A 13766-nucleotide genomic window follows, 5' to 3' on the forward strand; every position below is an offset into this window, starting at 1 on the left:
CCTTTTAGACCTTTTTGATAACCATTGCTTCAAATGCAATTCTGTCATCAACATTACCTTTGGTAATTTTAACAGCAATAATTTCTCCCTTATCATTGATTATCATATGAAGCTTGAATCCAAAAAACCAATCGACAGAACTACGTCCCATTTTTGCAAGATTATTAAAAGTTCTGTTAGAATTAATTCTGATATTTTTACATACTGCAAAATGTGTGGAATCTGCATAATAAATTCCCGTTCTTTTCCCACTTAAGTAATGTAACATCACAATCAATGGCAGAAATAATGAAGGAATAAGCTGAACAAATCTCTCATAACAAGGTGGATTCCTGAACAAATTACCATTAATAATAAAGTTTTGGTAATAAGCTTTTAAATGTTTATATGCACTAAAATGGTAAAAATCATTATTGAGAGTTCTTCACTTAAGGAAAGCTTACCTTCTCTAAATCTTTGCTTATTACTTTTCAGCAATTGATGTTTTACCCATTTCTCATAAATTTTACAAAATTTATCTACTATACAAAATATTGTAGTATATTTACACATGTTATTAAACCTTTATTTTATTCCTTCAGTGCCCTATTTATATAAGGTTTAATAACTCTTGCAACCTTCCTTCCTCTCTATTCCTTATCCATAATCGGGGTTATCGTAGTATATGCTCCAAAAGATGTTGAACTACATTACGTTATTTGGCATCAAAATGATATAATCAATTCTATAGCTTCTTTAACGTGAGCGTTCACGGGTTTTTCACTGTCATACCGTGGCTTGACCACGGGGTCTAGAAAAAATAACTTCAACATTGTTATCTACACTACATGTTTAACAAAATAAACATATAAAAATAAATTTTTCTATGTTTTACTGGATCCCATGAATAAATCACGGGATGACAGAGAGGAATAATAAGCCACTCAACACCCGTGAACGGTCACTCTTTAACACCAATGTAAACATTACCCCGTTAAATCCAAAAAATCTTTTTGAACATCGAAGTAGTTTTCTTTTAAACTTGTATAGTAAAAGGATTTACATTGGCATTGCTTAGAAAAAGTTGTTTTATAGTGTAGTTTAGCCTTTCTATGTCATTCCCGCTTTTGCGGGAATGACATAGAAACTTTAGATTAACTCTTTTTAGTCAATGCCTAAATTACTCAAAATCTTCCTCTACAGCTTCAACCTCTTGCACTTCCGGTACAAAATGTTTAAGCATGGACTCAATACCGTTTTTTAAGGTAATAGTGGAACTAGGACATCCAAGGCATGCACCACGAAGTGCTAATTTAACTATACCGTTTTCAAAGCCTTTATATATTATATCACCGCCGTCTTGTGCAACAGATGGACGCACCCTAGTTTCAATAATCTCTAAGATTTGCTTCTCTATTTCTGAAAGCCCATAAAGGCTATGATTTACATTACCTGCTTTGGTGCTTTCTTCAAATACCGGAAATCCTGCAACAAAATGATCCATAATAACCATTAAAATTTCAGGCTTTATAACTTGCCAATTACCTTCAGCTTGTTTAGTTACTGTTATAAAATCACTACCAAAAAATACTGATTTTACATTATTAATATGAAATAGCGATTCTGCAAGTTTGCTTCTTCCTTTTACTTCAGCAAGCTCACTAAAAAATACCGGCTGATCACTACTTATTTCCTGCCCCGGGAAAAATTTTATTGCATCAGGGTTGGGAGTATCTTCAGTTTGAATAAACATAATTAAAGCACACTAATAAATTAGTTGATTATTATAAATTGATAGTACTACTTTTACAATATATTTGTATTTATCTTGGGCATTGTTGCATGGCTCTCAAAAGCCGTATATGTCATTCCTGCGGAAGCAGGAATCCAGTACTGCCTATCCCCGTTATTGCGAGAAAGCATTTATGCCGACGAAGCAATCTCATGAAATTTAAGAGAGATTGCCACGTCGCTACGCTCCTCGCAATGACAAGTATAAATATTTTTTTAGATTCCCGCTTTTAGCTAGGAATAACATAAGGCGGTAAATATCTAATTAATATATAAGCAGGTTAAAACAAAATCCTGCTACAATAAAGAAATAAGTCCAACCTAAATAAGTAGCTGCATAACCTGAAATACTACCAAACAATATGGTACTAATATAAGCAATAGAAGTAATTAAAGCAATTTGGGTTATACAATATTTAGAACTACAGCATCTTAATTGGTAAGAAAAAAACGGCGATATAGTTAAGCCATTGGTAAATTCTTGAAAAAAGACCGCTATATACAGACTTGTAATATCTCAATTATAAAAATAGAGAAATAAAAAAGATAGGCTAGATAAAGCATGATATATTAATGCTCTTTTAAGCAAATAAGAATATTCATATTTTCGGCACAAAAACCCGCCTATAAAACCTCCAAGGATTGCAGCACACATACCGAAAGCTTTATAGCCAAACGCTAAGTCCTTTTTCGTATAACCGATATCGAGTAAAACATATTCGGCATAATTGAAAGAAAATTATCTTGAAGACGATATAGAAGCATAAAACTAACAATTATTAGCCATTTAGGTTTCTTGATAAAGTCATAAAAAGCATGCCAAAATCTATCAAAATCATTAATAATTATCTTATCTTTAAATTTAAGCGGATAGAATATAATTAATAGTAATGACGGTATACATAAAATTGCCATAACACGATAAACATCTTGCAAAGATATGATAGTAGATAAATATAACACTCCTAAACCTGCTATAAGTATACCTATTCTAAAGCCTGTAGTACAGGCTGCTTCACTTATGCCCCAATTTTTATTTGTAATCAGTAACATCTGTGATGATTGAAGTAACATATCATAAATGGAAGAAAAAAATGCCACAGCTACTAAGCATAAAGCAAATGGTATAAAATGAGTGTTAGGGTTAAAATTTGTCAGAACATATACACAAAAAATACAACTAACCAAAGCAATAATTAAACAATATTTATATCCTCACTTACTTAAAGGAGCAAAACTTACTTTTTCAAGTAAAGGACCCCATAAAAATTTAAATATATGAATAAAATTAACTAAACTAAAAAGCCCGATAGTGATTTTATCAAAACCGGATTCTCGAAGCCAAAAAGAAAGAGTTGAACTGGTAAGTAAATAAATTAAACCTCCGGGAAAAGAAATTATTAATATAAAGAAAATATTAGATAGAAATCGTGAAAAATTTAAACTTATGAGCTTATTCTCCTTTTTTATATTTGTCATCCCACGGCTTGATCGGCGTTGCTGCATAGATCAATTCCACTTCTGGTCATCCCGCGACTTGATCGCGGGATCCAGTTTAAAATACTAATAATATTAGTATTTTAAGTTGTTTTTTGGACCCCGTGGTCAAGCCCACGGGGTGACAATGTAATAACCACCCACGCGATCAAAGATCACTCACAATGACGTAAATCTAAACTACGATACTTTCTTTCTTTTATTACCGTAACTGTTACCGTCAAAGGTTCTTTTACGGCTACTATCAAAAGAATTAAACTTTTTACCGTCACCACTGGCTCTTTTACCGAATGATCTTTTACGATTATTTTTATCACTTCTAAACTCACTACGTGGCGTAGATTCTCCTTTATTTACTAGACGATCGATTGCACGCCATCTAATAACATCATCAGGAGAAATAAAAGACAATGCATATCCGGTAGCCCCTGCTCTACCCGTTCTACCTATTCTATGTAAATAATCTTCAGGACACATAGGTAAATCATAATTAATAACATGCTGTGTATGAGGAATATCAAGCCCACGAGCCGCTACATCAGTTGCTACCATTATTCTATGGTTTGACTTACGAAATGATAAAATTACTCTTTCACGTTGATGCTGACTTAAATCACCGTGTATAGCTTCTGCTTTATGATTTTCATATTTCAACATTTTAGCTAATTGATCGGCAGAGCGTTTAGTTTTCACAAAAATAATTACCGATCCTTCCCTATTACCAAGTTGTTTAGTTAATTCACTAAATTTTTCTTTATCAGAAATATGTAATGATTCCTGTTTTATTTCTGCAGCTGCTTTATTAGTAGCACCTACCGTAATACGTACCGGATTGTTTAGATATTTTTGAGAAAGAGCAATAATATGTTTTGGCATAGTAGCGGAAAACATTAAAACTTGTCTTTTTTCCGGTAAAAATTTATTGATTTCTTCTAACTGTTCTTTCATCCCCATATCAAGCATTCTATCCATTTCGTCAAGTACGGTTATGCCTATGCGATCAATTTTTAGACTTCCCCTCTTTAAGTGATCGATAATACGCCCCGGCGTACCGATAATCACTTTCGGATTCTTTTTTAATTGCATAAATTGTTTAGGCATCGGTTCACCGCCTATCAAAACTGCACTATTAATTTTATAGGGTGTAGTTACTTTATTTAAAGTACTGTGTATTTGTGTTGCTAGTTCTCTAGTCGGGACAAGAATTAAAGCAGTAGTTTTATTTTTAATAAATGAATCAATTAACGGCAATAAATAAGCGAGAGTTTTTCCTGAACCTGTTTGGCTAGAGGCGAGTATGTCCGACCCCGCTATTGCAACCGGGATCGATTGCTTTTGTATTTCAGTCGGCTCAGTGATATTCATTGTCTCAAGAGCAATAATTAATTCTTCAGATAAATTAAAATTTTTCATTATATAATCCAATATAGTTTTAAATCAAAATATGCACATTATTGATTAGACTCTTACATAACCCATTTCTAAAGATAATTAAGACATCGACTCTATCCTCTCATCCTCACGCACTTAATATAGTACGCTTGCGTAGAGTAGAAATCTCTTAATTCCCTTTATAAGATAAATTATGCAAGAGGTCTATAAAAAATAAGTTATAGTAAATTAAAATAACGACTTATATAATTATCCTGAATCAAAAAATATGCTTAACTAGATTACAAAACACCAACTAAATATATAAAACGATAATGAATAATGAAACTATTTTAGAATCTTATTCAAGCCAGAATAATATTATTAGATTTAGGGCATTTTCACGCCTTTTAGTAAAAATAATTTATTATACTTAAATTATATAGGTTATTATAGACAAAAATAAAATATTTACTATTTTGATAAAAATGACTAGGCTACCCTAAATTATAAACAATTTTGGATAGCTGCTTTTGGTATTATAAATATATTTATTTAATTCTGAGGTTAACAGCATAGGCTTTTCCTTGCTTTTCTTCAAGATCAAAAATTACATCTTGTCCTTCTTCAAGGCTATGTAAACCTGCTGCGTCTACGGCTGATTTGTGTACAAACACATCTTTGCCGCCATTTTCCTGTTCAATAAATCCAAAATTCTTCGTAGAATTATACCACTTAACTTTACCTACTATATTTGTAGCCATAAAAACCTTTATTAGATAGAAATTACTTATTTGAACTTAAACACATACTTATAATAACTAAAACTTAAATTTTAAGCCTTACTTAAATATAAGAGCCGATAAAATTCATTATGCAAAACTACCTTACCTTGCGGCATTTGTCAATAAACATGTCAATAACATGCAAGAGAAAGTATTACTTTCTGAAACTAATCTATCATATTATTACTATTTTGTCACTATTTAAGTTAATTATCTAACCCCGATTATGGATAAGGAATAGAGAGGAAGGAAGGTTGCAAGAGTTATTAAACCTTATATAAATAGGGCACTGAAGGAATAAAATAAAGGTTTAATAACATGTGTAAATATACTACAATATTTTGTATAGTAGATAAATTTTGTAAAATTTATGAGAAATGGGTAAAACATCAATTGCTGAAAAGTAATAAGCAAAGATTTAGAGAAGGTAAGCTTTCCTTAAGTGAAGAACTCTCAATAATGATTTTTACCATTTTAGTGCATATAAACATTTAAAAGCTTATTACCAAAACTTTATTATTAATGGTAATTTGTTCAGGAATCCACCTTGTTATGAGAGATTTGTTCAGCTTATTCCTTCATTATTTCTGCCATTGATTGTGATGTTACATTACTTAAGTGGGAAAAGAACGGGAATTTATTATGCAGATTCCACACATTTTGCAGTATGTAAAAATATCAGAATTAATTCTAACAGAACTTTTAATAATCTTGCAAAAATGGGACGTAGTTCTGTCGATTGGTTTTTTGGATTCAAGCTTCATATGATAATCAATGATAAGGGAGAAATTATTGCTGTTAAAATTACCAAAGGTAATGTTGATGACAGAATTGCATTTGAAGCAATGGTTATCAAAAAGGTCTAAAAGGTAAGTGTTATGATGATAAGGGGTTTATTTCAGAAAAAATGTTTACAAAACTTTATAAGCAAGGTTTAATAAAAATTACCGGAATAAGAAAGGATATGAAAAACTATTTATTACCTCTTTTGGATAAAATCCTTTTAAGGAAGAGATTCATTATCGAAACCATTTTTGGCTACATAAAAGAGAATTTTAATATTACTCCTTCCAGACATCGATCACCTATTAATTTCTTTACTTCTCTATTCTCTGCTCTTATTGCTTACCAACTTAAACCTAATAAACCATGTATTTCTTATCTATAATCGGGGTTATCTAATAAATTAATGAGTAAACTAACTATTTTAAAGGTGTTTAATAACTTTTTCATATCAGACTAATATATTAACGATAAAAGTACTTGCTTTTTTGTATTTTTTTTATTAATCTGTCAACGTGAATTAAATCGGTATACTATACTGTACACTGATCTTGCCCGCGTGATGGAATGGTAGACATAACAGACTTAAAATCCGTGGAGCGTAAGCTCTTGCCGGTTCAAGTCCGGCCGCGGGTACCATTAAAATTAAAACGTACAAGGCTCAACTTTCAGCTATAATACTAAAGGATTTAATAAAGACCCAATATTATCAAAACTTGGATTATCTTTGCTAGATAACACTTTTTAATGATTAGTTTATAGAGTATAATTAACATTTTAATAAGTTGTAAATGTTAATATCGTTAATCAATATAACCCAAAACTTACTGTATAGTAAAAAATAAGATTAAATCCTAATGACCCTAAAGTGTATTATGATAAAGGTAGAACATTAGAAAAGTTAGGAAAGTATAAGGCAGCTCTTAAATAGTTTAATAAGGCTCTTGAATTAGACCCTAATAATCCTACACCTCATATTGATAAAGGTGTTACACTATTTAATATAACTTAGCTCTCAAATCATTTAATAAAGCGTTAGAATTGGGCCCTGATAATCCAGATGCAAGTACTAGAAAACAATTACTATTAGATATGCAGAAATAATTTATATACTAAAAAGATCCTTAACGTAAATCATGAGTATTACTAATAGTTACAAACTATCCGACATAGTTAAAACATTATACTCGTAGGATTCAGTAATTAGTAAAAAACGATATATTACCAAAGCCCATTAATAGCAATTATGATTTAGCGGGATATATTAGAGCTTATGAGAAGTATTTACAATAGTAGAATCTAGGCAAAAACAATTCCGGTAGGAATGGTAAGTACTAGATTAACAAATAAAAAGGATATTTTACAACAACAATCCTTAAAAATACGCAGCTTAAAAAATTAGGACAAGGCAGAGTTTAAGATTCTCTGTATTATACATGCTATTCAAAACAATTAGCTAATTCTGATAAATTTTGTTGCATAATAAGAAGTATAGTTTATTTGTGTTCTAAAGTTCGTTGTAGTTACTAAACAGTCCTACTTACGGGTGCAGAACTTGGAGCGTGACGCATCAAGTGAAGTAGTAAAAAGAATCGGCTATAATGCTGTGTTGCGTGGTCACTTAAAACAAACAGAAAAAACCGAACATTTCTATCAAACACCCTGAATCTTTTGCCGTTGCTAGGAAATAATCAACTAGCTTTGCTTGCTACTTCCATAGTACGAATACGATGTTTAATATGAGACCACTCGTTACGTTCTGCAACCTCTAAATCATAATGCGATTGTAGGTTAATCCACATTTGAGCCGAGGTTTGAAAATACTTACCGAGTCGCAATGCCATATCAGCAGTAATTGATCTTCTACCGTGTACTATTGCATGGATACGGCTAGGCGGTACATCAATATCACGAGCTAACCTGTTTTGACTTATATTTAAAGGCTTCATGAATTCTTCTTCTAATACCTCACCAGGCGTTACAAGATCTAGTAATTGGTGCATATAACCTCCTTAATGGTAATCAACAATTTCAACATTATGGGCGTTTCCGTCATGCCAAGTAAAACATATACGCCATTGATCGTTAATACGAATACTATGCTGATCTACTCTATCACCTTTTAATGACTTAAGATTATTACCAGGAGGAGAACATAAATCATTAATATTAATAGCCGAATTTAGTAATATAACCCCGATTATGGATAAGAAATACATGGTTTATTAGGTTTAAGTTGGTAAGCAATAAGAGCAGAGAATAGAGAAGTAAAAAAATTAATAGGTGATCGATGTCTGGAAGGAGTAATATTAAAATTCTCTTTTATGTAGCCAAAAATGGTTTCGATAATGAATCTCTTCCTTAAAAGGATTTTATCCAAAAGAGGTAATAAATAGTTTTTCATATCCTTTCTTATTCCGGTAATTTTTATTAAACCTTGCTTATAAAGTTTTGTAAACATTTTTTCTGAAATAAACCCCTTATCATCATAACACTTACCTTTTAGACCTTTTTGATAACCATTGCTTCAAATGCAATTCTGTCATCAACATTACCTTTGGTAATTTTAACAGCAATAATTTCTCCCTTATCATTGATTATCATATGAAGCTTGAATCCAAAAAACCAATCGACAGAACTACGTCCCATTTTTGCAAGATTATTAAAAGTTCTGTTAGAATTAATTCTGATATTTTTACATACTGCAAAATGTGTGGAATCTGCATAATAAATTCCCGTTCTTTTCCCACTTAAGTAATGTAACATCACAATCAATGGCAGAAATAATGAAGGAATAAGCTGAACAAATCTCTCATAACAAGGTGGATTCCTGAACAAATTACCATTAATAATAAAGTTTTGGTAATAAGCTTTTAAATGTTTATATGCACTAAAATGGTAAAAATCATTATTGAGAGTTCTTCACTTAAGGAAAGCTTACCTTCTCTAAATCTTTGCTTATTACTTTTCAGCAATTGATGTTTTACCCATTTCTCATAAATTTTACAAAATTTATCTACTATACAAAATATTGTAGTATATTTACACATGTTATTAAACCTTTATTTTACTCCTTCAGTGCCCTATTTATATAAGGTTTAATAACTCTTGCCTTCCTCTCTATTCCTTATCCATAATCGGGGTTATAATTAGAATATTTTTCTAGAATCAATATGTAAAAATTAATAAGATTTTAGAAATTTATTTTTTAATAACTTTCTTGTCATAGATATGAAAATCGATTAGTTGAGTTGAAAGTTAATTTATACAAATCTCATGTTCTATTAGCAGCACAATAAATATGTGATAAATAAACTAATTGAAAGAAAAAAATAAGTAATATACAGTAATGGTTCATTTTTAGATTGAAAAGCAAAAAATACAATACTATCGTTGGTAGTTATAATTAAATATATTAAAAATATGCTTTTTCAATCACTAAATTTATACTCTATCTTAGTTGCAGGTCTTACAGCTACCGTTATCGTTTTTATGCGTCAGTTATCTTATTACAAACAGCAAATTATTAATAAGGATTTAAAAAAAATACCTGCATATTTTGATAAAAAAATGTTATATAAAATTCTTAATAATAACTGCGATAGATATTCTGCTCTTGAAATGATTAAATCATATTTTAAGTTGAAAACCGCAAGATCGTTATCATATGAAGAACTTGAAAATGATGAGCAATTAAGCGAATTATTTAGAGATTCTTTAAACTATTTTATTGATGATTTTATATCAAAATCCGATAAATCAGTTGCAGCAAATAAAGCGTTTAGTATACAACAGGAGTTTCGCACTTAGCAAAATTGTGTATCAGCTAAAAGGCATCTAATGTTATGTTGAATTGATGTTTTTATAACCTCCCAAGTTTGTTGATATAAAGTAATTTTTTTATTTATCCTCCTTTTATTCATATCAAGCCAAGCAAATATGGCAAGGCAAATATGATTTCTTTGAGCTCGACCCGTGCGTGCCTGACAGCGTTCAATACCACAAGTTTGTTTTAATTCTCGGTGATAAACCTCTATAGACCAACGTGCCTTAAAAATTTTTTCTATTTGCTCACGTGTTGGATTTTCTAGATTAGTTGTTATGTAATCAATGCGACCATTTTTTGCCACAAACTTAAATACTGTAACCCAACCGTATCCACGTAAGTGCATTTTTAGCCCCTCATCGAGAATCTCTAAACTTTCTAAACTAATATTACGATTAACTTTTCTATTTTTTCTTAGGTTAGTAACCCATGTCCAACCTAAATTACGTATATGTTTCAAATTCTTCAAACCGCTATACCAAGCATCCATTACTACAGTATCAGGATTGATACCCCGCGCCTTAGCTAAAGTAAGCATATCACAAAAATGCTCATTCTTTGTTTTTCCATCAGTTTCTTTGTTATATATCCTATAATCTACGGGAGTAGATTGATCAGTCTTATTATTGTAATGCAGTAAGTTTACCATTCCTATACCAGGTATAACATCATGTATAGCTCCAGAATATTGATAATGTACAAGCCCGATCTTCTTACTATATTGTTTTGATAATAAGGTGTCATCTCCCACTAATAAACAAGGAGATCCCTGATCAATATATTTTGACGCTTTTCTGTAGATTTCACTAGGACGAAAATCCTTACTATTTAACCACCTACTGCACTGTCATGAGATAGGTTTATTGGACTTACTTCAGATAATGCTTTACCGGTATATCTTATGCTACTTGCTTGTAAAAATGATTTATATAAATCTTTGTTGCATTTTGATCTTGCCATTTTTAACTAATACTATTTTTCTCTAGATTTTAACATATCTTTTGCTAAGTGCGAAACTCCTGTACAAGATGAACATAACAATACTCACAAATTATATGCGTTTTAGAGAAAAAAAAATATCGGACAAAACACATCAAATGCTTATATATGTCAAAGTACATAATAACCAAAGACGACGAAGAAAGCTTAAACACTTTCATACACTTGGCTAAGATAATGTAGATTTCCCAAAAACAAAATCAGAAACTCAAGAAAGAAGAATAACTAATTTCAAAACTGTCTATTAGAAAATTATTTTAAAAAGCACCAGTCATTTATATTAAATCACAACTAATAATTATTGTTGACTTATTTTAAGTATCTTAATATCGTAATTTACTTAAATGATATTTAGACTCTATCATTAATTTTTAATAAACTTAAGATATGGGATAACACATGGAAAATAAAGAAGAAGAATCAAATATATTACCTGAGTTTATAATTGATGAAGAAGAGGAAAAACGATTAAAAGCTGAAAACTCTAAAAAAGAACTTAAGTTAATATTAATAACGTTTGCAATCATTTTAACTAGCTTTTTAACATTTTGTTATTTCTTTTTTAACTATATAGAAGAAAAAGCAGCAGAATATAAACTACAGCAAGAAGCAGAAGCACAAAAGTTAGATAAAGCTGAATGATGCAAGCTTATAATATTTCAGCAATTCTCAAATAATCTTGAGGGGTAAGGTTTTCAGCACGATAATTATCATTGATTTTCAACTGAGTTAATACTTCATGTATATTAGGTACAAGATTTTTCAGTGATGATTTGATCATTTTCCGTCGTCCTGCAAAAGCAAGTTTTGTTATTTGCTCAACTTTATTTATCAGAGCAATAGACGGCGGATTTTCTAAAGGTATTAGTTTGACTATCGCAGAATATACTTTAGGAGGTGGATAGAAAGCAGTCGGTGCTAAGTCAAAGCATTTTTCCACTTTAGCAATTAACTGACATATTACCGATAACCTGCCATATGCTTTAGTTGATGGCATAGCACAAATACGTTCTACTACTTCCTTTTGTAACATTAGCGTCATATTAGTAATTAGTCGTGCTTCTTTCAGCCATCTAATCACTAACCCAGTACCTATATGATACGGTAAATTAGAAATTATAGTTACTTTATAGTCAATTGATTTGGACTCGCCTACATCGTTGCTCGTCACTCTCCTATTAGTTATAGGCTTCGCTTCTCGCTCCCTGTATGCAAATCCAACTGAATTGACTATATCATAGCTTAAATCGGTTAAATTTATTTTAAGCGCATCTTGTTTAATAATATTTAGATTAGGATAATATTCTTTAATCTCATTAAGGAGCGGGATGCATCTCTCATCTGTTTCTATAACAGTTAAGGATTCAGGTTTTTTTTGCAATATTGACCTAGTTAACCCTCCGGTGCCTGGTCCTATTTCTAATACTCGGCTATTTTCTGCAAGGTTACTCGCACGTACAATTTTATCACATAGGCTACTGTCAAAAATAAAATTTTGTCCGTACTTTTTAAGAGGATTAATTTGATGAGATGCTGCATGTTTTGCAATTGAAGGGAGCATAGAGTAATGTTGTTCTAGCTAAAAAAGTTGCATGAATCGATTTTCATCGTCATTGCGAGCGACTGAAAGGAGCGTGGCAATCTCATGAAATAGTATAAAATCCTGAGATTGCCGCGTCGAGGCTTTGCCTCTCCTCGCAATGACGAAAAACAGGTACCTCAAGATGGCAACATTATTTTTATAGCTGCCTTTTTACGCATATTTTCAAACATTTTTTGTGCTTTTTGCAAAATCTTTTTATTGGTTAGGAAGTTTACTACATAATTATTTTCATCTTCATTAACATTTAAGATTTTTTTGCTGCACACTAATATTATTTCAAATTTGTTATTTACTTCAAAAACATTGCTTGCTTTATCAGGAGTTAAGTCCTTTACAATAGTTTGTTTTATGCCTTCTATCTTGCTAAGCTTATCGGTAATAATTTGCATAGTAGCAAAATTATCATAAAGCGATTTTTTAACATCCGCACATTTTTTTAGTCGATTTTTCAAATTATTCATCTGCGTAAACGCTTTATTGCCACCATCTTTAGATGTAAATACTTGCATTGAAATTTCTACGTCTTTTTGATCGCTAGATAAAATTGCGACATCTATTTCTTTATTACTTACTTGTACCGATCTTGATAGACTTGATAAAATATTCATTTTAATCAACTCGGATTTAATTTGGGAAATAAAACTATCAGGATTAACCGATCTGCTTTTTAGATACTGAAGAAGAGAACCGTGAGGCATTTTATTACGATCTTCAATAGATTTAATAGCGTTATCTATCTCTTCTTGCGGAATTTCTCTATCTCCGGCATATTGAAAAAGCAAAGATTCGTCAATTAAGCTCTTGATTGCTAAGTCACTTAGCTGCTTATCTTGAGCAGGCGTTAGACTTTCAACATTATTTAGTGCCATAATCATTTTTTTTCTAGCACGGAACTCATTAAGAGTAATAGGTTCATCATTTACGGATGCTACTATATTCGGTAATGATGCTTGTACTACATTAAAAGTAAAAAAAACGGTAATGATTAATAATAATTTTCTCATGTGATACTCTGAATAAGTGACCAGTAAGTAGACGAAGTTTTATTTGGAAAAGAGCAAGGAGTCTATAAGTCAAGGAGCGGAGCGTACATTTAGTACGTGAGCACCGCAGAACTTATAAGACGACGTAG

Annotated in this window: 14 protein-coding genes, 1 tRNA gene and 3 pseudogenes; 6 read left to right on the top strand and 12 right to left on the bottom strand. The window is 31.1% G+C overall.

Annotation, left to right across the window (positions count from 1 at the left end):
- Positions 1–4: 4 nt before the first annotated feature.
- The 5 genes and pseudogenes from RMONA_RS11050 to RMONA_RS07000 form a co-directional block, all read right to left on the bottom strand.
- Positions 5–268 (bottom strand): transposase, encoded by a 264-nt coding sequence (locus tag RMONA_RS11050; RefSeq protein ID WP_023507103.1) that lies wholly within the window; start codon positions 266–268, stop codon positions 5–7.
- A gap of 891 nt (positions 269–1159) precedes the next feature.
- Positions 1160–1732: a NifU family protein gene (locus tag RMONA_RS06985; RefSeq protein WP_023507949.1), complete on the bottom strand. Its 573-nt coding sequence runs from the start codon at positions 1730–1732 to the stop codon at positions 1160–1162.
- Positions 1733–2000: 268 nt separating this feature from the next.
- Positions 2001–3249: pseudogene (locus RMONA_RS06990) on the bottom strand (MFS transporter).
- Between the two features lie 198 nt (positions 3250–3447).
- Positions 3448–4680: a DEAD/DEAH box helicase gene (locus RMONA_RS06995; RefSeq protein ID WP_023507946.1), complete on the bottom strand. Its 1233-nt coding sequence runs from the start codon at positions 4678–4680 to the stop codon at positions 3448–3450.
- 509 nt (positions 4681–5189) lie between these two features.
- Positions 5190–5402, bottom strand: a complete 213-nt coding sequence (locus RMONA_RS07000) for a cold-shock protein (protein ID WP_008579233.1) — start codon at positions 5400–5402, stop codon at positions 5190–5192.
- A 623-nt stretch (positions 5403–6025) separates the two neighbouring features.
- Between RMONA_RS07000 and RMONA_RS07005 the strand changes: the two genes are divergently transcribed.
- The 4 genes from RMONA_RS07005 to RMONA_RS08930 all read left to right on the top strand — a co-directional run bounded on the left by RMONA_RS07005 (position 6026) and on the right by RMONA_RS08930 (position 7137).
- Positions 6026–6289, top strand: coding sequence for a transposase (locus tag RMONA_RS07005; protein WP_023507103.1), 264 nt, complete (start codon positions 6026–6028; stop codon positions 6287–6289).
- A 29-nt stretch (positions 6290–6318) separates the two neighbouring features.
- The gene (locus tag RMONA_RS07010) at positions 6319–6591 is read left to right on the top strand and encodes a transposase (RefSeq protein ID WP_096001041.1); all 273 of its coding nucleotides are present in this window, start codon (positions 6319–6321) and stop codon (positions 6589–6591) included.
- A gap of 168 nt (positions 6592–6759) precedes the next feature.
- A tRNA-Leu gene (locus RMONA_RS07015) sits at positions 6760–6845 on the top strand.
- A gap of 202 nt (positions 6846–7047) precedes the next feature.
- On the top strand, positions 7048–7137 hold the full coding sequence (locus tag RMONA_RS08930) for a tetratricopeptide repeat protein (protein WP_096001087.1): 90 nt from the start codon (positions 7048–7050) through the stop codon (positions 7135–7137).
- Positions 7138–7897: 760 nt separating this feature from the next.
- Here RMONA_RS08930 and RMONA_RS07020 read toward each other — a convergent pair.
- Genes RMONA_RS07020 through RMONA_RS11060 form a run of 4 tightly spaced genes read right to left on the bottom strand, consistent with a single transcriptional unit; the run spans position 7898 to position 8972 of the window.
- Positions 7898–8209: a HigA family addiction module antitoxin gene (locus RMONA_RS07020; protein WP_023507945.1), complete on the bottom strand. Its 312-nt coding sequence runs from the start codon at positions 8207–8209 to the stop codon at positions 7898–7900.
- Positions 8210–8218: 9 nt separating this feature from the next.
- Positions 8219–8425 carry a type II toxin-antitoxin system RelE/ParE family toxin gene (locus RMONA_RS07025; protein WP_023507944.1) on the bottom strand — a complete coding sequence of 69 codons (207 nt, stop codon included), beginning with the start codon at positions 8423–8425 and terminating at the stop codon, positions 8219–8221.
- The gene (locus tag RMONA_RS11055; RefSeq protein ID WP_023507102.1) at positions 8407–8667 is read right to left on the bottom strand and encodes a transposase; all 261 of its coding nucleotides are present in this window, start codon (positions 8665–8667) and stop codon (positions 8407–8409) included. The genes RMONA_RS07025 and RMONA_RS11055 overlap by 19 nt, the downstream gene beginning before the upstream one ends.
- Before the next feature lie 41 nt (positions 8668–8708).
- Positions 8709–8972 carry a transposase gene (locus RMONA_RS11060; protein WP_023507103.1) on the bottom strand — a complete coding sequence of 88 codons (264 nt, stop codon included), beginning with the start codon at positions 8970–8972 and terminating at the stop codon, positions 8709–8711.
- 627 nt (positions 8973–9599) lie between these two features.
- On the opposite strand from RMONA_RS11060, the pseudogene RMONA_RS07040 reads away from it, so the two are divergent.
- Positions 9600–10004 (top strand): annotated as a pseudogene (locus RMONA_RS07040) (hypothetical protein); the annotation flags it as partial.
- A gap of 8 nt (positions 10005–10012) precedes the next feature.
- Here the strand turns inward: RMONA_RS07040 and RMONA_RS07045 are convergent.
- Positions 10013–10992: pseudogene (locus tag RMONA_RS07045) on the bottom strand (IS701 family transposase).
- Positions 10993–11430: 438 nt separating this feature from the next.
- On the opposite strand from RMONA_RS07045, the gene RMONA_RS07050 reads away from it, so the two are divergent.
- Positions 11431–11673 (top strand): RP671a family tick cell line-upregulated protein, encoded by a 243-nt coding sequence (locus RMONA_RS07050; protein WP_023507939.1) that lies wholly within the window; start codon positions 11431–11433, stop codon positions 11671–11673.
- 7 nt (positions 11674–11680) lie between these two features.
- On the opposite strand, the gene rsmA is transcribed toward RMONA_RS07050, so the two are convergent.
- Both rsmA and RMONA_RS07060 read right to left on the bottom strand, forming a co-directional pair.
- Positions 11681–12592: a 16S rRNA (adenine(1518)-N(6)/adenine(1519)-N(6))-dimethyltransferase RsmA gene (gene rsmA / locus RMONA_RS07055; protein WP_023507938.1), complete on the bottom strand. Its 912-nt coding sequence runs from the start codon at positions 12590–12592 to the stop codon at positions 11681–11683.
- A 158-nt stretch (positions 12593–12750) separates the two neighbouring features.
- Entirely contained in the window at positions 12751–13638 is an 888-nt protein-coding gene (locus RMONA_RS07060; protein ID WP_046058405.1) for a SurA N-terminal domain-containing protein, read from the bottom strand.
- Between the last annotated feature and the right edge of the window lie 128 nt (positions 13639–13766).

The organism is Rickettsia monacensis, from assembly GCF_000499665.2.
In the GTDB taxonomy this organism is placed as follows: domain Bacteria; phylum Pseudomonadota; class Alphaproteobacteria; order Rickettsiales; family Rickettsiaceae; genus Rickettsia; species Rickettsia tamurae.